This window comes from Ruegeria sp. CDSA021 (assembly GCF_059612325.1).
Genome location: NZ_JBXWQJ010000002.1, coordinates 369911 through 388551, shown reverse-complemented (window position 1 = coordinate 388551; position 18641 = coordinate 369911). Strand labels below are relative to the sequence as shown.

Annotated in this window: 19 protein-coding genes; 16 read left to right on the top strand and 3 right to left on the bottom strand. The window is 57.7% G+C overall.

All coding sequences use genetic code 11. The features are described 5' to 3' along the window. Window positions 1-55: 55 nt before the first annotated feature. Window positions 56-1336, bottom strand: a complete 1281-nt coding sequence (gene urtA, locus AC2FLD_RS04135; RefSeq protein ID WP_496667351.1) for an urea ABC transporter substrate-binding protein — start codon at window positions 1334-1336, stop codon at window positions 56-58. Window positions 1337-1732: 396 nt separating this feature from the next. On the opposite strand from urtA, the gene AC2FLD_RS04130 reads away from it, so the two are divergent. The 9 genes from AC2FLD_RS04130 (at window position 1733) to ureG (ending at window position 7186) form a co-directional block, all read left to right on the top strand. Then, the gene (locus AC2FLD_RS04130) at window positions 1733-2548 is read left to right on the top strand and encodes an urease accessory protein UreD (RefSeq protein WP_496667352.1); all 816 of its coding nucleotides are present in this window, start codon (window positions 1733-1735) and stop codon (window positions 2546-2548) included. Window position 2549: 1 nt separating this feature from the next. Then, window positions 2550-2852, top strand: a complete 303-nt coding sequence (locus AC2FLD_RS04125; protein WP_058272437.1) for an urease subunit gamma — start codon at window positions 2550-2552, stop codon at window positions 2850-2852. An 18-nt stretch (window positions 2853-2870) separates the two neighbouring features. Further along, on the top strand, window positions 2871-3032 hold the full coding sequence (locus AC2FLD_RS04120) for a hypothetical protein (protein WP_496667353.1): 162 nt from the start codon (window positions 2871-2873) through the stop codon (window positions 3030-3032). Further along, window positions 3029-3361 (top strand): urease subunit beta, encoded by a 333-nt coding sequence (locus AC2FLD_RS04115; RefSeq protein ID WP_058276343.1) that lies wholly within the window; start codon window positions 3029-3031, stop codon window positions 3359-3361. Before AC2FLD_RS04120 ends, AC2FLD_RS04115 begins: the two co-directional genes overlap by 4 nt. Further along, window positions 3336-5096: an urease subunit alpha gene (gene ureC / locus AC2FLD_RS04110; RefSeq protein WP_496667354.1), complete on the top strand. Its 1761-nt coding sequence runs from the start codon at window positions 3336-3338 to the stop codon at window positions 5094-5096. The genes AC2FLD_RS04115 and ureC overlap by 26 nt, the downstream gene beginning before the upstream one ends. 121 nt (window positions 5097-5217) lie before the next feature. Then, entirely contained in the window at window positions 5218-5442 is a 225-nt protein-coding gene (locus AC2FLD_RS04105; protein WP_050601983.1) for a hypothetical protein, read from the top strand. 28 nt (window positions 5443-5470) lie between these two features. Further along, complete coding sequence (locus AC2FLD_RS04100; protein ID WP_496667355.1) at window positions 5471-5923, top strand: urease accessory protein UreE; 453 nt, start codon at window positions 5471-5473, stop codon at window positions 5921-5923. Continuing rightward, a complete protein-coding gene (locus tag AC2FLD_RS04095; protein ID WP_496667356.1) occupies window positions 5895-6560 on the top strand; it encodes an urease accessory protein UreF in 666 nt (221 codons plus the stop codon). Before AC2FLD_RS04100 ends, AC2FLD_RS04095 begins: the two co-directional genes overlap by 29 nt. Then, entirely contained in the window at window positions 6557-7186 is a 630-nt protein-coding gene (gene ureG / locus AC2FLD_RS04090) for an urease accessory protein UreG (protein ID WP_496667358.1), read from the top strand. Before AC2FLD_RS04095 ends, ureG begins: the two co-directional genes overlap by 4 nt. 419 nt (window positions 7187-7605) lie before the next feature. Here ureG and AC2FLD_RS04085 read toward each other — a convergent pair whose 3' ends face one another. Both AC2FLD_RS04085 and AC2FLD_RS04080 read right to left on the bottom strand, forming a co-directional pair. Then, window positions 7606-8835, bottom strand: a complete 1230-nt coding sequence (locus AC2FLD_RS04085; RefSeq protein ID WP_496667359.1) for an L-rhamnose isomerase — start codon at window positions 8833-8835, stop codon at window positions 7606-7608. A gap of 11 nt (window positions 8836-8846) precedes the next feature. After that, window positions 8847-10988 carry a bifunctional rhamnulose-1-phosphate aldolase/short-chain dehydrogenase gene (locus AC2FLD_RS04080; RefSeq protein ID WP_496667360.1) on the bottom strand — a complete coding sequence of 714 codons (2142 nt, stop codon included), beginning with the start codon at window positions 10986-10988 and terminating at the stop codon, window positions 8847-8849. Between the two features lie 146 nt (window positions 10989-11134). On the opposite strand from AC2FLD_RS04080, the gene AC2FLD_RS04075 reads away from it, so the two are divergent. The 7 genes from AC2FLD_RS04075 (at window position 11135) to AC2FLD_RS04045 (ending at window position 18269) form a co-directional block, all read left to right on the top strand. Further along, window positions 11135-11938, top strand: a complete 804-nt coding sequence (locus tag AC2FLD_RS04075; protein ID WP_496667361.1) for a DeoR/GlpR family DNA-binding transcription regulator — start codon at window positions 11135-11137, stop codon at window positions 11936-11938. A 49-nt stretch (window positions 11939-11987) separates the two neighbouring features. Next, window positions 11988-12986, top strand: coding sequence for a rhamnose ABC transporter substrate-binding protein (gene rhaS, locus AC2FLD_RS04070; protein WP_496667362.1), 999 nt, complete (start codon window positions 11988-11990; stop codon window positions 12984-12986). A gap of 77 nt (window positions 12987-13063) precedes the next feature. Then, window positions 13064-14605 (top strand): sugar ABC transporter ATP-binding protein, encoded by a 1542-nt coding sequence (locus AC2FLD_RS04065; RefSeq protein WP_496667363.1) that lies wholly within the window; start codon window positions 13064-13066, stop codon window positions 14603-14605. Next, window positions 14602-15582, top strand: coding sequence for an ABC transporter permease (locus tag AC2FLD_RS04060; protein ID WP_496667364.1), 981 nt, complete (start codon window positions 14602-14604; stop codon window positions 15580-15582). The genes AC2FLD_RS04065 and AC2FLD_RS04060 overlap by 4 nt, the downstream gene beginning before the upstream one ends. Next, window positions 15579-16562 carry an ABC transporter permease gene (locus AC2FLD_RS04055; protein WP_496667365.1) on the top strand — a complete coding sequence of 328 codons (984 nt, stop codon included), beginning with the start codon at window positions 15579-15581 and terminating at the stop codon, window positions 16560-16562. The genes AC2FLD_RS04060 and AC2FLD_RS04055 overlap by 4 nt, the downstream gene beginning before the upstream one ends. A 1-nt stretch (window position 16563) precedes the next feature. Beyond that, window positions 16564-16878 (top strand): L-rhamnose mutarotase, encoded by a 315-nt coding sequence (gene rhaM, locus AC2FLD_RS04050; RefSeq protein ID WP_496667366.1) that lies wholly within the window; start codon window positions 16564-16566, stop codon window positions 16876-16878. Next, entirely contained in the window at window positions 16875-18269 is a 1395-nt protein-coding gene (locus AC2FLD_RS04045) for an FGGY-family carbohydrate kinase (RefSeq protein ID WP_496667367.1), read from the top strand. Before rhaM ends, AC2FLD_RS04045 begins: the two co-directional genes overlap by 4 nt. Window positions 18270-18641 lie beyond the last annotated feature (372 nt).

The following is an 18641-nucleotide window of genomic DNA, read 5'->3' as shown; positions in this document are numbered from 1 at the left end:
TGAAACCCGCGTGTCTTTGGGCAAGGCGGGCGATCACACCCGCCTTGCGTACGATTTAGTAGTTCGACAAAGTCTGAACGCAGCTCTCGGTCTCGGTGTTGTACATACCGCAGCCGAGATCTTTCCAATCCGACTTCAGCACTGCCGATTCAGGCAGGAAATCGGTCCATGCATCGCCCGGCACGACGTCGGTTTCGCTGATGATGTCGAACTGGCCGTCTTCCTGAATCTCACCAATCAGAACCGGCTTAGCCAGATGGTGGTTCGGCAACATCACAGCAGTACCGCCGGTCAAGTTTGGGAATTCCTGCCCATACATCGCGGCGCGCACAGCGTCTACTTCGGTCGAGCCGGCTTCGGTCGCGGCATTCACCCACATATTGAAGCCGATGTAATGCGCCTCCATAGGATCGTTGGTCACCCGTTCGTCACCCATGGTGGCTTTCCAGGTTTCGACAAATTCGGCATTCACATCAGTATCCGCCGACTGGAAATAATTCCAAGCCGCCAAATGACCGACGAGGTTGGTGGTATCCAGACCGGACAGTTCTTCCTCACCAACCGAAAAGGCCACGACAGGAACGTCATCTGCCGAAACGCCAGCTGCGGCCAGTTCTTTATAAAAACCTATGTTGGCGTCTCCGTTGATCGTCGAGATCACGCCAACCTTTTTGCCATCTTCGCCCAGTGCAACAACGTCAGATACGATCTTGGACCAGTCAGAATGGCCAAAGGGGGTGTAGTTGACGAAGATATCCGCGTCCGCAACACCCTTTTGCTTAAGGTAGCTTTCCAAAATATTGTTGGTGGTCCTGGGATAGACATAGTCCGTGCCGAGCAGAGCGAATTTCTCGACCCCCAGTTCCTCCAGGAAATAATCGGTCGCAGGGATCGCCTGCTGGTTCGGGGCCGCACCGGTGTAAAAGACATTTTTAGAGCTTTCTTCGCCCTCATACTGAACCGGATAGAACAGCAGACCGTTCAGCTCTTCGATCACTGGCAGTACTGATTTGCGGCTGACCGAAGTCCAGTTACCAAAGATCACATCCACCTCGTGGACGGTCAGCAACTCACGCGCTTTTTCCGCGAACAGCGGCCAATCCGATGCGGGATCCACAACAACGGCCTCAAGCTGCTTGCCCAAAAGACCACCTTTGGCGTTTTGCTGGTCGATCAGCATCAGCATGGTGTCTTTCAACGTCGTCTCCGAAATTGCCATCGTGCCCGACAGCGAATGCAGCACTCCAACCTTGATCGTGTCTTCGGCAGATAAGGCAGCGGTGGCTATGGCAGCAAAGACAACCGATCCGGCGAGCGTGGATTTGAGCGATTTCATGTAATCCTCCTGGCGGGGCCGGGAGAGAGGGCTTGCGCAAAGGCACACTCTTCTTCTACCTGATCCCCGCAACTGTTGTTGCGTTCCGTGTGGCGGTTGTGTTCGAGGTCCAATTCGCGCAGCCGTCACACACCCCCCGGGTCATTTCCGCGGTGGCACCCATACGGTTTCTGCATTGCAGCAAGGTTGGCAACTTACCTTTTGCCCAATTTGGGAAATCGGCGAGAAGCGCATATTTTTTCATCTAAGTCGGAGGTTGCTGTCTAAAAATTAGACACACGATGTGGAAATAAGCAGATTCCGACACTGCAAATTAGTGTTCGGACACTTCAACAGAGAAACAGGTGGCACCAAACGACACGCTAAAGGTGCCCTATTACACAAGTTGCAGCCATATTGCCCACGCACAGCGCGGTACCGCCACGTGCCGCAGGCATCGTCAGCTTAAGCACCAAGCAATTGGGCAACAGGACTGTGCTGGACAGATTTCGCCAGTCTGGGTCCTTTAAATGCCTGTTTCCCAGAACGATCACACCTGATCTTGATGCGGTTCTTCTGAACACGGCGGGCGGCGTGACCGGAGGCGATTCTTTCCGGTTTTCTTGCAAGGCAGCAAAAAGCACGGCGCTGACCTTGACGACACAAGCCTGCGAGCGCGCCTACAAAGCCCAGCCCAAAGAATGGGGTAAGATTACAAACCATTTGACGGTTGAGGATGGCGCCCGGCTGAACTGGCTGCCGCAGGAGACCATCCTGTACAACGGCAGTGCTTTGGACCGACGCCTCAGGATCGACATGGGGCTTGATGCTGAAATGCTGATGGTCGAGCCGCTGGTCTTTGGGCGCGTTGCCATGGGCGAGACGCTGACCGGCATCCGCTTGCGCGATAGAATCGAGATTCGCCGCGAAGACACGCCAGTTTTTCTCGAGGCGATCAGGTTCTCAGGTGATTGGCATACGCACTTATCCAAGCCGCATATTGCGAACGGCGCAGGGGCGATGGCGCTAATCCTCTTAGCGTCGAGTTCCGCCGAAGGTCATCTGAAACCTGTCCGGGAAATGCTACCGGACATCGCCGGGGCAACCCTGATCCGGAAAGACCTATTGGTCATTCGCATTCTGGCCAGCAACAGCTTTGCTCTGCGCCGAACGCTGATACCAGTTCTGCGCCGATTGAACAAAGACACACTGCCCCGATGCTGGATGCTCTGACATGAACCTGACCCCTCGTGAAAAAGACAAATTGCTGGTCGCCATGGCAGCCGAGGTCGCTCGAAAACGACTGGCCCGCGGCGTTAAGCTGAACCACCCCGAGGCTATCGCCTTGATCACCGACGCCGTTGTCGAAGGCGCGCGCGATGGCCGTTCGGTCGCCGACATGATGCAAGCCGGGGCTGAAGTGATCTCCCGTGACCAATGCATGGAAGGCGTGCCCGAGATGATCCACGAGGTGCAGGTCGAAGCCACTTTCCCGGATGGCACAAAACTTGTGACTGTCCATAACCCCATTCGCTAATTTCCAAAGGAGTTCTCCATGAACCGTATGCTGTTTCCCGCTCTCATTCTTGCTGGCCCGGCCATGGCCCATTCGGATACCCAAGTTCACGCCCATGGCAGTGATTACGCCGCGCTCGCAACTGGGTTGGCTTTGATCGCGGTCATCGCCATTACCGTGATTTTGAAGCTGCCGAAATGATTCCGGGTGAGATCATTCCGGCCGAAGGCTCACTGACGCTGAACGCAGGACGCAGCAGCCGTCTTGTTATTGTCGCCAATACCGGCGACCGACCAATACAGGTCGGCAGCCACTACCATTTTTCCGAAGCAAACCCGGCTCTGGATTTTGACCGGTATGCAGCTTTGGGTATGCGGCTGGACATCCCGGCGGGCACTGCGGTGCGATTTGAGCCAGGGCAAACTCGCGAAGTTATGCTGGTGCCATTTGAGGGGCGCCGGCACATCTACGGTTTCAATATGCATATCATGGGGGCTTTGAAAGATGCCGGGCAAGATCAGTCGGAGTGACTATGCCTCCATGTTCGGCCCCACGGTCGGCGACAAAGTACGATTGGCAGATACCGATCTGATCATCGAAGTAGAAAAAGACCTGATCGTGGAGCGTGCAACGACTGCGCGGTTCAGCGAAACCGGGCACCGCGAAGACGTCTACGGAGAAGAGGTCAAGTTCGGCGGAGGCAAAGTCATTCGCGATGGGATGGGGCAGTCACAGGCCACGCGCGCCGAAGGGGCCGTGGACACGGTGATCACCAATGCTCTGATCGTGGATCACTCGGGTATCTACAAGGCGGATGTCGGCCTAAAGGACGGGCGCATCGCCAAGATCGGCAAAGCCGGAAATCCGGATACGCAGCCCGGTGTAGACATCATCATCGGCCCCGGCACCGAGGCCATCGCTGGCGAGGGTCGCATCCTGACGGCTGGCGGGTTCGACAGCCATATTCACTTCATCTGCCCTCAACAGATAGAGGACGCGCTGCATTCTGGCCTGACAACCATGCTTGGTGGTGGCACCGGCCCGGCACATGGCACTTTGGCGACCACATGCACACCGGGCCCATGGCACATCGGCCGGATGTTGCAGGCGGCGGATGCTTTTCCCATGAATCTTGCTTTTGCGGGCAAAGGAAACGCTTCGCTTCCCGCGGCTCTGGAGGAACAGGTAAGAGCCGGGGCTTGTTCCCTGAAACTGCACGAGGACTGGGGCACGACTCCTGCGGCCATCGACTGCTGCCTTTCGGTCGCTGACGCGATGGACGTTCAGGTGATGATCCACACCGACACGCTCAACGAATCCGGGTTTGTTGAAAATACAGTTGCCGCGATAAAGGGCCGTACTATCCACGCCTTCCATACCGAAGGCGCGGGCGGCGGCCACGCCCCCGACATCATCAAGATTTGCGGTGAGGACCATGTTCTACCCTCCTCTACCAACCCGACGCGGCCCTTTACGGTGAACACGGTCGAGGAACATCTCGACATGCTGATGGTCTGCCATCACCTCGACAAATCCATTCCAGAGGATGTCGCCTTTGCCGAAAGCCGCATCCGGCGTGAGACCATCGCGGCTGAAGATATCCTGCACGACATGGGCGCCTTCAGCATCATCGCGTCCGACAGTCAGGCTATGGGACGCGTTGGCGAGGTGTTGATCCGTACATGGCAAACCGCTGACAAGATGAAGAAACAGCGAGGCCGCCTGCCGGAGGAAACCGGTGACAACGACAACCTGCGCGTTCGCCGTTACATCGCCAAGTACACGATTAACCCTGCCGTTGCCCATGGCCTCAGCCACGAGATTGGCAGTATCGAGGAAGGAAAACGCGCCGACCTGGTCCTATGGGACCCAGCCTTTTTTGGAGTGAAGCCTGAGATGGTTTTGCTGGGCGGCACCATCGTTTGTGCACAGATGGGTGATCCCAATGCTTCGATTCCCACCCCGCAGCCTGTTTATAGTCGGCCAATGTTCGGTGCCTATGGTCGATCCGTTGAAAACTCGGCAATCACCTTTGTGTCGCAAGCCGCGCTGGCGGACGGGATCGGTGATACACTAGGATTGGCAAAGCAGACCGTCGCTGTCCAAAACACACGAGAGATTGGCAAACAGGATCTTCTGCTCAACAACGCAACACCTCATGTCGAAGTTGATCCAGAAACCTACGAAGTCCGGGCAGATGGCGAATTGCTGACCTGCCAACCCGCCGAAGTGCTGCCAATGGCACAGCGATACTTTATGTTCTGACTAAAAATTATGCTGCATTGCACCGCGCGCAACGCAGAAATGACCAAACACCCACTTCAATGTGAGGCCGATATGACAGATATTAATGCCAAAGGGAGGACCAACGTTTACGAGGGTCCAAATGGCACACGCAGCAACACAATCTCACGCACGCTTTTCGCTGCCCGGTCTGATCGCGTCCATCGCAGCATCAGTCTACGGGGCTCTGATCAGTGTGGCAGAAGCTCAATCGCGCGTTCGGCAAGTCGAATTCCTGCGATCGCTCAGCGACGAAGAGTTGAAAAAACGCGGCCTATCACGCGAACGGATCGTGCACCGGGTGTTTGCGGATTCAATCTGGCTCTAACTATTTCTGCTCCAGAGGAGGCGACGGTATGACCGCCCTGCTCTGCACCGCACGCCGTTACTCGGATCATATGCAAGGCGAATCCGCGGATTGCCTGTTGCTGACTTATGACGATCGGTTTTTACGTCGCAAGGTTCTGACCTGTGAAAGTGGCGAACAAATACTCGTCGATCTGGCACAAACCACCTCGTTGAACCACGGTGGCACGTTGATTCTGGACGACGGTCGCGAAGTGGAAATACAGGCTGCACCCGAAGCACTGCTAGAAGTTTCTGCTCCGGACCTGACACGCATCGCGTGGCATATTGGCAATCGCCACACGCCCTGCCAGATCGAAAAGGATCGTCTGCTGATCCAGTTCGATCATGTGATCCGAGATATGCTTTTGAAAATCGGAGCCACAGTACGCGAGGTGCACGAACCGTTTAACCCCGAAGGCGGAGCCTATGGCCATGGCAGGACACATGGCCACGCCCACTGACGCCGATATCCTGATGCTGACCCAGTGGTTGTCTCCGGCATACCCTGTGGGGGGCTTTGCTTATTCTCATGGGTTGGAAGCTGCAATTGACGAAGGAGCGGTCGCCAGTTCCCAAGACGCCGAAGCCTGGATTTCAGATGCGCTGGAACACGGATCTGGATGGAATGATGCTCTGTTCTTAGTGTCCGCGTACAACGCGCAGGACAAAGATGAACTTTTCAGCATCGATGCCAAGGCACGGGCTATCTGCACTTCATCCGAAAGGAAAATGGAAACCGAATTGCTGGGACAGGCATTCGGGACTGTCACAGGAGATGTCTGGGATTTAGACATCCAACAGCTTTCCTACCCAGTGTCGGTGGGCCACGCCGCGCGTTTACAAACCCTCCCCCTACTACTGACGACGAAGATGTATCTACAAGCATTCGCAAGCAACTTGGTCGCTTGCGCAACGCGCCTTGTACCATTGGGGCAAACCGACGCTCAGAAACTGATCCGTAATTTGACACCGCTATGTGCTCATATCGCTGAAAAGGCGCAAATGGCAGGCTTGGAAGAATTGGGTTCGACTGCGTTCCTGACGGACATCGCGTCGATGAGACACGAAATACAGTATTCAAGGATATTCCGAACATGAGCATTATGAACGGCCCTCTTCGTGTTGGCATCGGCGGTCCGGTTGGAGCCGGAAAGACCACTTTGACCGCTGCCTTGTCTGAAGCCCTGCGCGATGCTTGTTCAGTGGGCGTCATCACCAATGACATTTACACGCAGGAGGATGCCGAAGCGCTGGTGCGCATGCAGGTCCTTCCCCAAGATCGGATTATCGGCGTCGAAACCGGCGGTTGCCCACATACAGCAATCCGCGAGGATGCATCGATAAACCTTGCAGCTGTCGCTGAAATGCAGGAACGCCATCCCGATCTCGATATCGTTCTAATCGAAAGCGGCGGCGACAATCTGTCGGCTACTTTCAGCCCGGAACTCGCAGACCTTACAATCTATGTGATCGACGTTGCCGCTGGAGAGGAAATCCCGCGAAAAGGCGGACCGGCAATAACAAAATCCGACATCCTGGTCATAAACAAAACCGATCTGGCGCCGCATGTTGGCGCTTCACTGGAGGTAATGGAACGAGATGCAGCCAGAATGCGCAAAGGACGGCCATTTTTGTTCTCGTCCCTTCGCCACAAAAAAGGGGTCGACGCAATTGTTGACCTCTTGGTGAAGCGGGGGGGGGTAATAATTTCAGAAGTGAATTAGCTCCCATAACGGAGATGCCAAATTGTCGGCACCTAAACCCGACTGGAGAGGCCGAAGGTACAATCTTTAATTTTCACGTTTGTCTGGATGTTATGTTTTGTCTTCACTCATCGGCTGTCCGTATAGGAAGCGCACTAGCCAACCTAGACAACTATCCGTAACCATAACATTCTTCGGTGCCGATTTGTAGCGCTACGCGACTTTCGCCCTCGGATATTTCTGCGTGATGCGCGAAACTGCGACGTCCGCTTAGGGCTCGGTTCGGTTATTCGCAAAGTACTCGTGAGCGTCCGCTGTGCGGACAATGCGGCCGCTCAATGGTCACCGGCGCGACGACCGCTTTCTTTCGAATGCAATCTTGGCGTTCTTTCCAACATAGATTGTCCAGACGGAGACTTTCCACAAAATTGGGCCGTGCCTCAGCGACCCGCTACAGTGGCCTGATAAGCGTCAAGCTCAGTGATCAGCTCAGTACCTGTAGGCGCGCCGTTTCTGGCACAAAATTCAGACCACACCGCTCCGTAGGGTAGGTCCTTCAGTTCCTCTGTCACAACAAACCGGCTTGTGAAATCCAGCGCGTCCTCCGCTGCTCGCAAGCGATCCCAGGGCTTCAGAAGCGCCTGCAGAAGCGCCTTTTGCATGTTGCGCGTGCCGATCACCCAAGCGGCCGTGCGACTGATCGTGGCGTCGAAGAAATCAAGCCCGATATGGGTCTTGCCCAACAGGTCGCCGCTGACCAGTTCATGCGCCATCGCCAGGATGTCATCGTTCAGCATGATCACATGGTCGCTGTCCCAACGCATAGGGCGCGACACGTGCAGCAGAAGCTCATCCAGAGACAGGGCGACGGCGCTCAGTTTGTCGGCGATATTCTCGGTCGGGTGGAAGTGCCCCATGTCGAGACACAGCAGTGTCTTGTTGCGGATCGCATAGCCCATGTAGAACTCATGGCTGCCCACCGTGCAGGCCTCGACCCCGATGCCGAAAAGCTTGGATTCGACCGCATCCAGCATATCCGATTTCGCCTCGGCCAGCATGGTATCGAGCGAGGCCTCAAGCCGGGCCCTTGCCGCCATACGGTCGATAGGAAGGTCCTTGAACCCATCCGGAACCCAAATGTTGTTGATGCAGGGTGAACCAAGCGCAGCTCCCATCTGCGCCGCGATGTCCCGCGTGCGTTTTCCATGTTCGATCCAAAAGTCCCTGATGCCCTTGTCGGGGTGCGCCATCGTCAGGTTGTCGTCGGCCTTTTGATGGGCAAAGAAAGTCGGGTTGAAATCCAGCCCGATGCCGATGCCCTTGGCCCAGTCGACCCATGGCGCGAAATGGCGGTACTCGATCTCATCCCGGTCTGGGGTATCGTCTGTGTCCATGTACATCGCGTGCAGGTTCAACCGATGTGACCCGGGGATATTTGCATAGGCAAACTCAAGATCCGCCCGCAGTTCGTCGGGGTTGCGGGCCCGGCCCGGATGGTTTCCGGTTGCCTGAATGCCCCCGCCCGAGGTGGCGGTCTGGTTTTCGAACCCCACCACGTCATCGCCTTGCCAACAGTGAACGGAAATCGGGATGTCCTTCAGAGCCTTGATCGCAGCATCAGTGTCGACGCCCCAGTCAGCGAATTGCGCTTTGGCGCTCTCATAGCTCATGGACCGTCTCCCTATCGCGTGAAGGCCTGAACGTTGCCCGCATCAACGTTCAGAATGTTACCCGTGGATTTGGCCGACGTCTCGGCGGCGAAGAAATAACAGGCCTCGGCGATATCTTCCGGCAGGACTGAGCGTTTAAGCATGGATCGGTTGCGGTACATCTCTTCCAGCCCCTCCTTATCCGTGCCGTAGGTCGAAGCCCGCTGATCCAGCCAATCGCCCTCCCAGATCTTGGAACCCCGCAACACCGCATCCGGGTTCACAACGTTGACCCTGATCCCGACCTCAGCACCTTCCAGCGCAAGGCAACGGGCCAAGTGGATTTCCGAGGCCTTCGCCGTGCAATAGGCCGAGGCATTGGGCGAGGCGGCAAGCCCGTTTTTCGAGGCCACGAAAACGATAGATCCGCCCATGTCCTGCACCCGCATGATTTTGAAAGTTTCCCGGCTGACGAGGAAATACCCCGTGGACAAGATGTCCATGTTCTTGTTCCAAAGGTCGAGGGATGTTTCCTCAACCGGGGCAGAGGATGCGATCCCGGCGTTCGAGACAAGGATGTCGATGCCGCCAAATTCGACGGATGTTTCAGCCAACGCGTGGGCCACGGCATTTTCATCCGTGACGTCCATCAGGACGGTGCACACGACGTCCTTGCCGAACTGCTGGGTCAGGACCCCTTCCGTCGCGGTGAGGCTTTCGGGATTGATGTCGGCCAGCATGACACAGGCGCCCTCGGACAGATAACGTTCTGCCGTTGCCGACCCTATGCCACCGGCGCCGCCGGTGACCAGCGCGACGCGACCAGCCAGCGATTTTGGTTTCGGCATGCGCTGCAACTTGGCTTCTTCCAACAGCCAATATTCAATGTCAAATGCTTCCTGCTCTGGCAGGCCGCAGTATTCGCTGACGGCACTTGCCCCGCGCATAACATTGATCGCGTTGACGTAGAATTCGCCGGAAATGCGGGCCGTGCCCTTGTCCTTGGCAAAAGTGATCATGCCGACCCCGGGGATCAGGTAGACAACCGCGTTGGGGTCCCTAAGCGCAGGCGAGTTATCGTGTTTGCAACGGTTGTAGTAGGCCGTGTAGTCCTCACGATAGGCGGCGACTTGCGCGGGCAGGCCTTCAAGCACTGCGTCGATGTTGTTCTGGGCCGGGTCGAAGCCGACGACCAAAGGGCGGATCTTAGTGCGCAGGAAATGGTCGGGGCAGGACGTACCAAGGGCCGCCAGCGCCTCCATGTCCTTAGAATTCACGAACTCAAGCACCGAGTCGCTGTCGTTGAAATGCCCGACCATGTGCTGGTTGCCACTGACAAAGCCACGGATCGCGGGCATCAGCCGGGCGGCAACGGCCCGCCTACCTTCCCGGGCGAGGCTCTGGTGGACCGCTCCGCCAAAGGCCGGAACATCGGCGGTCTTTTCGGCCAACCACGTGGTCGCGACGTTGATCACGTCGATGGTGCAGTAATAGCAGTCTTTCGCCGTGTCAGCCCATGTGAACAATCCGTGACTTTCAAGGACAACGCCATCGGCATCCGGGTTTTCCAGGCAGAACTTTTCAAGCCACAGGCCCAGTTCATACCCTGGCCGTTTCCACGGCAGCCAACCGATCCGGTCACCGAAAATTTCCTGGGTCAGCTCCTTCGAATTCTTCGACGCTGCGATCGCAATAATCGCGTCGGCGTGGACGTGATCGACATGTTTGCGCGGCACATAGGCGTGCAAGGGCGTGTCAATTGAGGCCGCGCGCGGGTTCAGTTTGAAGGTGCAGAGGGGCAGATAGCCGACCATTTCATCTTCAAACTCGACCCCGCGATAAAGCCCTTTCAGCGCGTTCAGCTTGTCCATGTATAGCGTGGAAAAGCCGTGTAGTTTCATGGACCCGATATCACCGCCGGAACCCTTGACCCAGAGCACCTCGACCTCTTTGCCGGACAGTGGGTCGGTTTCCATGACCTTCGCAGAGGTATTGCCACCGCCATAGTTTGTGACGCGCTTATCCGATCCCAGCGTGTTGGAGCGATAGAGAAGCAGATCCGATTCGGACATACCACCTGCCACAGCGTCATCCCAGCGGTTCTCAAGAAGCTGATTTTCGATGGATTTCAACGTTCTGCCCTCCTCACGATGCAGCGGTCGGTACTGCACCATCGCGTTTAGGCTTAGTAGTGTGCATCGTTATGTCAATCAAAAACAATCACAAACAGTCATTCTGCAATGCAGAATGATTGAAAGTGATCGAAAATGATTGACAGCTGCGACGAATCTGCGCAGCGTGGAGTGAATGGGAGGTGGCTTTGCACGAAAAAGAACGCCATAGGATCATCATTTCAGCGGTGCAGGATCGCCCCGTCGTGACGGTTAGTGACCTATGCACCTTGACCGGCGTGTCCGAAGCCACCATTCGACGCGACATTTCAACACTTCACATGAAACAGAAAGTACGCCGTGTCAGAGGCGGCGCTGAGGCCATAGCGCCACCGCAGTTCGCCGGGCTGGCGGGCCGTCCGTTCGTCGTCAACGAAACCATGAATATCGCAGCGAAGCAGGCGATTGCCCGCGCGGCGGTTGAGATGTGTAGCGAAGGTGACAGCATCATCATCAACGGGGGCACAACGACCTTTCAGATGGTGCATCCGCTGGCCAACCGCAGGATGCAGGTCTTTACCAATTCGTTCCCGATTGCCGAGCACCTGCTGAAGCATTCGAAGAACACGATCATGTTGTCAGGCGGCGCGATCTACCGGGAACAGAACATAATCCTTTCGCCCTTTGACAACGACGTGACTCGCAACTTCTATGCAAAGCGCATGTTCATGGGGGCGCAGGGGCTGGGCCCCATCGGCCTGATGGAGGCCGATCCGCTTCTGATCCAGGCAGAACAGAAACTGATCGGACAGGCGGATGAGCTTGTCGTTCTAGTCGACAGTTCGAAATTCGCGCAGCGCTCCAGCCTGGTGCTTTGCCAGTTGGACCGGATCACGACCGTGATCACCGACGAAGGAATTCCTGACAAGGCGGCGGCCATGCTTGAGGCTGCCGATGTGAATCTGATCGTTGCCCAGTCGGGCAGTGTTCAAGAAAACGAGGTGGACTCTTGACCGCCTCCGAAACCCGAGACCCAAACATGACTTTCTGGGAGGAACTATCATGAAGCGTCGTACTTTCACATCACTTGTCGCAGGGATGAGCCTTGCCGCCGGTATGTTTGGCACCGCGGCGATGGCGCAGGACAACATGCGCATCGCTCTGGTCGTAAAAGCGCTTGGTATCGGCTTCTTTGAAGCGGCCGCCGAAGGCGCTGAAGAGGCTGCCGGAGAGCTTGGCAATATCGAGATCATCTACACCGGCCCGACCGACACCACTGCGGAAGGTCAGATCGAGGTCATCAACTCCCTGATCGCGCAGGGTGTCGACGCCATCGCGATTTCGGCAAACGACCCCGATGCACTTGTGCCAACGCTGAAACGCGCGATGGACCGCGGGATCACCGTGATTTCCTGGGACTCGGGTGTGGCTGAAGGCGGACGCCAGATGCACCTGAACCCATCCTCGACCCCGCTGATCGGCAACACGATCATCAAGCTTGCCGCAGATCACATGCCGGATGGTGGTGAAGTTGCGATCCTGTCGGCGTCGGCCACGGCAACCAACCAGAACGCCTGGATTGAGGCCGCGAAAGAGGTTCTTCCGAACTATGACGGCGTCGATCTGGTGGCCACCGTCTATGGCGACGACCTCAGCGACAAATCCTACCGCGAAGCACAGGGCCTCATGGCGTCCTACCCTAACCTGAAGGCGATCATCGCGCCGACGACCGTTGGCATCCTGGCGTCCTGCCAGGCCGTGACCGACGCGGGCAAGATCGGTGAGATCAACGTGACCGGTTTGGGCCTCCCGTCCGAGATGGCAGGCTGTGTTGATAGCGGTGCAACCAAGAGCTTCGCGATCTGGAACCCGATTGACCTTGGCTACTCGGCCACCATGCTGGCGCATGCAATCGCCAACGGTTCTGAAACCGGTGCCGGTGCCGAAATCCCGATGGGCCGCATGGGTTCGGTGACGCTGGATGACACCGGCTCGGCAGCCATGGCTGATCCGTTCACCTACGACAGCTCGAACATCGAACAGTTCAAGTCGATCTTCTAATCTGAACGACGTGTCTGGGCGTGTGCGATGACCCGCGCCCCGACTCCCTACTCTTCCCACATCCAGAAACACCGTCCATGCAGTTGGAATTGAGACCAGACGTGTCGAACGCCGCCGCCCCTACACCGCTTCTGAGCCTGTCCGGCGTGACCAAGACATTTCCCGGCGTGCGGGCCCTTTCAGATATTTCGCTAAACCTCTACCCGGGCAAGGTCACGGCATTGGTGGGCGAAAATGGTGCTGGCAAGTCTACCGTGGTGAAGGTTCTGACGGGCATTTATCAACCCGACGAGGGTGACATCCGGATCGATGGCGAGGCTCTCAGTTTCCCGACACCGCAATCCGCCGAAACTGCTGGCGTGACCGCCATCCATCAGGAAACCGTCCTTTTCGACGAACTGACGGTGGCGGAAAACATCTTTCTCGGCCATGCGCCAAAGGGGCGATTTGGCCTGATCGACAAAACCGCCATGGCGACCCGCGCGCGAGAGATTCTGGATGGAATCGGGGCCAAGATAGATCCGGGCGCGACGCTCAAGGACCTTGGAACCGCGAACAAGCACCTGGTTGCCATTTCCCGGGCGCTGTCCATCGACGCGCGCGTTGTGATCATGGACGAACCGACCGCAGCCCTCAGCCAGAAGGAAATCGAAGAGCTTTACGAACTCGTCGAAAGCCTGAAGGCGCAAGGCAAGGCGATCCTCTTCATTAGCCACAAGTTTGACGAGATCTTCCGCATCGCCGATTTCTACACCGTCTATCGCGACGGCCAGATGGTCGGCGAAGGGGCGATAATAGATGTCAGCGAGTCGGAACTGGTCAAGCTTATGGTGGGCCGCGACGTCAGCCAGATTTTCCCCGAACGCGACCACAACGTTGGCCACGATATCCTCGAAGTCGCGGGGTACGACCACCCGACCGAATTCGCGGACATCGGTTTCACGCTCAGGCGCGGCGAAATCCTCGGGTTCTACGGGCTGGTCGGCGCAGGTCGGTCCGAATTCATGCAGGCCCTTTTCGGGATCACCCGCCTCTCGGGCGGAACCGTGAGGATCGACGGGGCACCGGTTTCGATTGCATCGCCCGCCGACGCGGTCGCAAGTGGCATCGTCTATGTCCCGGAGGACCGGGGCAAACAAGGCACAATCAGCGCGCTGCCGATTTTTCAGAACGTGACGCTGCCGTCACTCGCTCGCACCTCGCGCAAGGGGTTCATCAGGCTGGCCGAGGAATTCAAGCTGGCGCGGGAGTATACCGAACGTCTCGACCTGCGCGCCGCTTCGCTAGACACCGATGTCGGCAACCTGTCGGGCGGCAACCAGCAGAAGGTCGTGATCGCCAAATGGCTTGCCACCCAGCCCAAGGTCATCATCCTGGACGAACCCACCAAGGGCATCGACATCGGATCCAAGGCCGCCGTGCATGAATTCATGGCGGAGCTTGCCGCGCAAGGGCTCGCCGTCATCATGGTCAGTTCCGAAATCCCCGAGATCGTGGGCATGTCGGATCGTGTGATCGTCATGCGCGAGGGGCGCATAGTGGCGGAACTGGCCCGCGACCAGATCACGCCCGAAACGCTTGTCAGCCACGCCGCAGGGATCAGGGAAGCCGCGCAATGAAACGTATCCTCGCCTCCCGCGAACTTTTGCTGCTGGTCGCCATCGCATTGGTGCTTGGCATCATCTCAAGCCGCTTCCCGGCGTTCATCACGCTGTCGAATCTGGCTGCCGTCTTCAACGACACCTCGCCGCTGATCCTGCTGGCTATCGGCCAGATGATCGTGATCTTGACGAAGTGCATCGACCTCTCGGTCGCCGCCAACCTCGCGCTGACCGGCATGGTCGTGTCCCTGATCAATATCTCGGCACCAGGTCTGCCGATTATCGTAACGCTGGCCGTGGCCACCGGGTTCGGGGCGTGCCTTGGAATGTTCAACGGTATCCTTGTGTGGAAACTGGACATCCCGCCTATCGTGGTGACGCTTGGCACCATGACCATCTTCCGGGGAACCATCTTCCTTCTGACAGAGGGAAAATGGGTTAACAGCCACGAGATGAGCGACACTTTCAAGGCATTCCCGCGCACCAAGCTTCTTGGCCTTCCGGTGCTAAGCTGGTTTGCCATCGCGGCGGTGATCCTTTTCACCATCGTCATGAGCCGCACCACCCTGGGCCGCGCCTTCTACGCTGCCGGGGGCAACCCCCATGCGGCGACCTATGCCGGGATCAACGTGGGCCGGACCCAGTTCTGGGCCTTCACGATCTCTGGCGCGCTGGCCGGTCTGACCGGCTACCTCTGGGTCTCTCGCTTCGCGGTTGCTTATGTCGATGTTGCTGGGGGATTTGAATTGACCGTCGTGGCCGCCTGCGTCATTGGCGGCGTGTCGATTATGGGTGGCATCGGTTCGGTCCCCGGCGCGCTGCTGGGCGCGCTGTTCCTCGGCATCATTGCCAATGCCCTGCCGGTCGTGAACATCTCTCCCTTTTGGCAGCTGGCCATCTCGGGCGGTGCGATCATCATCGCGGTTGTTCTAAACGCCCAGGCCAACCGGACGAAGGGCCGCGTCATCCTAAAACGCGCGGAGCACGCGACATGACCACGACGACACGCTCGACCCCCGATCGCCTGCGCTCGCCGCTGGAGCGGAACTTAAAAAGCTGGGAAAGCCTGCTGATGCTGGTCGCAATCGGCATCTTCATCGCCAACAGTTTGGCCTCACCCTATTTCCTGAATGCCTGGAATCTCTCCGACGCGACCTTCAACTTCACCGAAAAGGCGATGATCGCCTTTGCCATGGCCCTGCTTATCATCTCTGGCGAAATCGACCTCAGCGTCGCCGCGATCATCGCACTGGCCTCGACCGCCATGGGCGCCGCCGTGCAGGCGGGTGTCGGGACAGAGGGGCTGGTCCTTATCGGTCTGGCCGTCGGTCTGGCCTGTGGGGCGGTAAACGGTTTCCTCGTCACCGGCCTTGGCCTGCCATCCATCGTCGTCACCATCGGCACGATGAGCCTTTTCCGCGGGGTCAGTTTCATCGTGTTGGGCGATCAGGTCTACAAGGGCTATCCAGCCGATTTCGCCTTCTTCGGGCAGGGCTATGTCTGGTGGGTGATTTCCTTCGAATTCGTCCTTTTCGCCATCATTGCGGTGATCTACGCGGTCATCCTGCACATGACCAATTTCGGCCGCGCGGTCTATGCCATCGGAAACAATGCCACCGGGGCGCTGTTTTCGGGCATTCGGGTGGGCCGGGTGAAGTTCACCCTGTTCCTGCTGACGGGCCTGATGTCCGGGGTCGCCGCCGTCTGCCTAACATCCCGCCTCGGCTCGACCCGACCCTCCATCGCCTTCGGGTGGGAACTTGAGATCGTGACCATGGTCGTCCTTGGCGGGGTCAACATCCTCGGCGGCTCCGGCTCCATCCCCGGCGTAGTGATCGCTGCCTTTGTCATGGGGCTTGTGACTTTCGGACTTGGCTTGCTGAACGTGCCCGGTATCGTGATGTCGATTGTTATCGGGGCGTTGCTGATCACGGTCATCGCGCTGCCCCGGCTCTGGTCGATGTGGAGGGGCTGACATGGAGAAATACGCCTTCAAGATGAAGCTCACCCCGGGCTGCAGGGATGAATACAAAAAGCGCCACGATGAGATTTGGCCAGAGCTTGCCACGCTGCTGAAAGACGCGGGCGTGTCTGACTATTCGATCCATCTGGACGAAGAAACGAACATTCTTTTTGGCGTCCTTTGGCGCACCGACGACCACAAAATGGATGCCTTGCCCCGCAACGAGATCATGCAGCGATGGTGGGCGCATATGGCGGACATCATGGAAACCAAGCCCGACAACGAACCCGTGGCGGTGCCGCTGACGCCCGTCTTCCACATGCCATGACCCCCCGGCACGTCGCCGTCATCGACATCGGCAAGACCAACTCCAAGCTTGCGCTGGTCGATGCGACTGACATGTCCGAAGTGGAGGTGCTGACCCGGCCTAACATCGTTCTCGCCGCTCCACCCTATCCGCACTTCGATGTTGAGGCGATCTGGCACTTCCTTCTGGACGGGTTGGAGCAGTTTCAGAAGGCGCACGGCGTAGATGCCATTTCCATCACGACCCACGGGGCGTCTTGTGCCCTGATCGCGCCAGACGGCGCGCTTGCTGCCCCGATCCTCGACTATGAACACACAGGCCCTGATGATCTGGCCGCGGCGTACGACGCCATCCGCCCGGCCTTTGAGGAAACCGGATCGCCAAGGTTGCCGATGGGTCTGAATCTGGGTGCGCAGTTGCATTGGCAATTTGAGCAGGACCCCGCGCTTCGCGAACGCACCGCCGCCATTGTTACCTATCCGCAGTACTGGGGACATCGCCTGACAGGAGTGCCGGCCAGCGACGTGTCGTCCCTTGGTTGTCACACGGATCTGTGGAAACCGTCCAAGGCGCACTATTCTTCGTTGGTCGAACGGTTGGGCATATCTGAAAAAATGGCGCCCGCACGCAAATCTGCGGAGGTTCTCGGACCCGTGTTGCCGCAGGTCGCATCGCAAACCGGCCTGCGCTTTGACACGCTGGTGCACTGCGGCATCCACGATTCAAACGCATCGCTTTTGCCTCATGTACTGACCCGAACCGGGCCGTTTTCCGTCGTTTCGACCGGGACATGGGTCATTGCCATGACCATCGGCGGCGAAGAAGTAACTCTGGAACCTTCGCGCGACACGCTTCTTAACGTCAACGCACTGGGTGCCCCGGTACCCTCCGCCCGTTTCATGGGGGGACGCGAGTTCGAGTTAGCGATGAACGGTCAAACCACTCAATGTGCAGAGCAATTCCTTGACCTGGTCGCGAAAGACGGCCCCATGCTCTTGCCCGCAATGGTCCCGGACAGCGGACCGTTTCAGGGGCAAAAACACAGCTGGATGGGGTCAGAGCCTTTGCCCGGAACCCAGGAACGCGCGGCGGCGGTGAGTTTTTACCTCGGATTGATGACCGCGGAATGCCTGTCGCTGACCGGACACAAGGGCCCCATTATCGTCGAAGGTCCATTTGCCAGGAACAAAGGCTTCGCCAGTATGCTCGCCGCGGCGACAAACTGCAGGGTCGACGCGACCGTCACCGCAACAGGAACGAGCCAGGGAGCCGCCCTCTTGGCAACAGGCGCACTCCCCGAGCGCGCGGCCTTCGACGTCGAAACCTATTTTCACAAGACCGACGAGAGCTACCAACGTTACGCGAACAGTTGGCACAGAGCCGCAAAAGCAGGCCTGGAACCACGCCCATAGGATACCCTAAAAACCTGCACGGAACTCCGATAGCAGACATTGGGGACCAGCGTGAAACTGAACGGAATGGGCTCGATGCCGCTGTTCTCTGCGGTGCGCCCTGACTGGCTGAAAGAGCACTAACCGGTCATTGCGATGTGAACTGGCTACTGCGGTTGCATTCGGCAGCGACAAGCCCCAATCCCGACATTCACAAGCCAGTTTGCAGTTTCCGATTTGCGCTGCAGAGATACCTCTGAGGGGGCCATGGCTGGATGTGGTTGTGCATTATCTTGAGGGCAACGTCGCCCTCTCCAAGAAAAGCCTGAGCGAGAGTCAACCTGACAAAAACCGCCAGTATCATGGGGCACGCACAGGTCAATGTCGCGCTGG

What these genes read in the sequence shown, in the direction of transcription:
- ureC (WP_496667354.1), top strand. Translation starts at nt 3,336, where the DNA reads ATGCCGGGCAAGATCAGTCGGAGTGACTATGCCTCCATGTTCGGCCCC.
- AC2FLD_RS04055 (WP_496667365.1), top strand. Translation starts at nt 15,579, where the DNA reads ATGACCACGACGACACGCTCGACCCCCGATCGCCTGCGCTCGCCGCTG.
- AC2FLD_RS04105 (WP_050601983.1), top strand. Translation starts at nt 5,218, where the DNA reads ATGGCACACGCAGCAACACAATCTCACGCACGCTTTTCGCTGCCCGGT.
- AC2FLD_RS04045 (WP_496667367.1), top strand. Translation starts at nt 16,875, where the DNA reads ATGACCCCCCGGCACGTCGCCGTCATCGACATCGGCAAGACCAACTCC.
- AC2FLD_RS04115 (WP_058276343.1), top strand. Translation starts at nt 3,029, where the DNA reads ATGATTCCGGGTGAGATCATTCCGGCCGAAGGCTCACTGACGCTGAAC.
- AC2FLD_RS04100 (WP_496667355.1), top strand. Translation starts at nt 5,471, where the DNA reads ATGACCGCCCTGCTCTGCACCGCACGCCGTTACTCGGATCATATGCAA.
- AC2FLD_RS04065 (WP_496667363.1), top strand. Translation starts at nt 13,064, where the DNA reads ATGCAGTTGGAATTGAGACCAGACGTGTCGAACGCCGCCGCCCCTACA.
- rhaM (WP_496667366.1), top strand. Translation starts at nt 16,564, where the DNA reads ATGGAGAAATACGCCTTCAAGATGAAGCTCACCCCGGGCTGCAGGGAT.
- AC2FLD_RS04085 (WP_496667359.1), bottom strand. Translation starts at nt 8,835, where the DNA reads ATGAGCTATGAGAGCGCCAAAGCGCAATTCGCTGACTGGGGCGTCGAC.
- AC2FLD_RS04060 (WP_496667364.1), top strand. Translation starts at nt 14,602, where the DNA reads ATGAAACGTATCCTCGCCTCCCGCGAACTTTTGCTGCTGGTCGCCATC.
- AC2FLD_RS04095 (WP_496667356.1), top strand. Translation starts at nt 5,895, where the DNA reads ATGGCAGGACACATGGCCACGCCCACTGACGCCGATATCCTGATGCTG.
- rhaS (WP_496667362.1), top strand. Translation starts at nt 11,988, where the DNA reads ATGAAGCGTCGTACTTTCACATCACTTGTCGCAGGGATGAGCCTTGCC.
- ureG (WP_496667358.1), top strand. Translation starts at nt 6,557, where the DNA reads ATGAGCATTATGAACGGCCCTCTTCGTGTTGGCATCGGCGGTCCGGTT.
- AC2FLD_RS04120 (WP_496667353.1), top strand. Translation starts at nt 2,871, where the DNA reads ATGAACCGTATGCTGTTTCCCGCTCTCATTCTTGCTGGCCCGGCCATG.
- urtA (WP_496667351.1), bottom strand. Translation starts at nt 1,336, where the DNA reads ATGAAATCGCTCAAATCCACGCTCGCCGGATCGGTTGTCTTTGCTGCC.
- AC2FLD_RS04080 (WP_496667360.1), bottom strand. Translation starts at nt 10,988, where the DNA reads ATGGTGCAGTACCGACCGCTGCATCGTGAGGAGGGCAGAACGTTGAAA.
- AC2FLD_RS04125 (WP_058272437.1), top strand. Translation starts at nt 2,550, where the DNA reads ATGAACCTGACCCCTCGTGAAAAAGACAAATTGCTGGTCGCCATGGCA.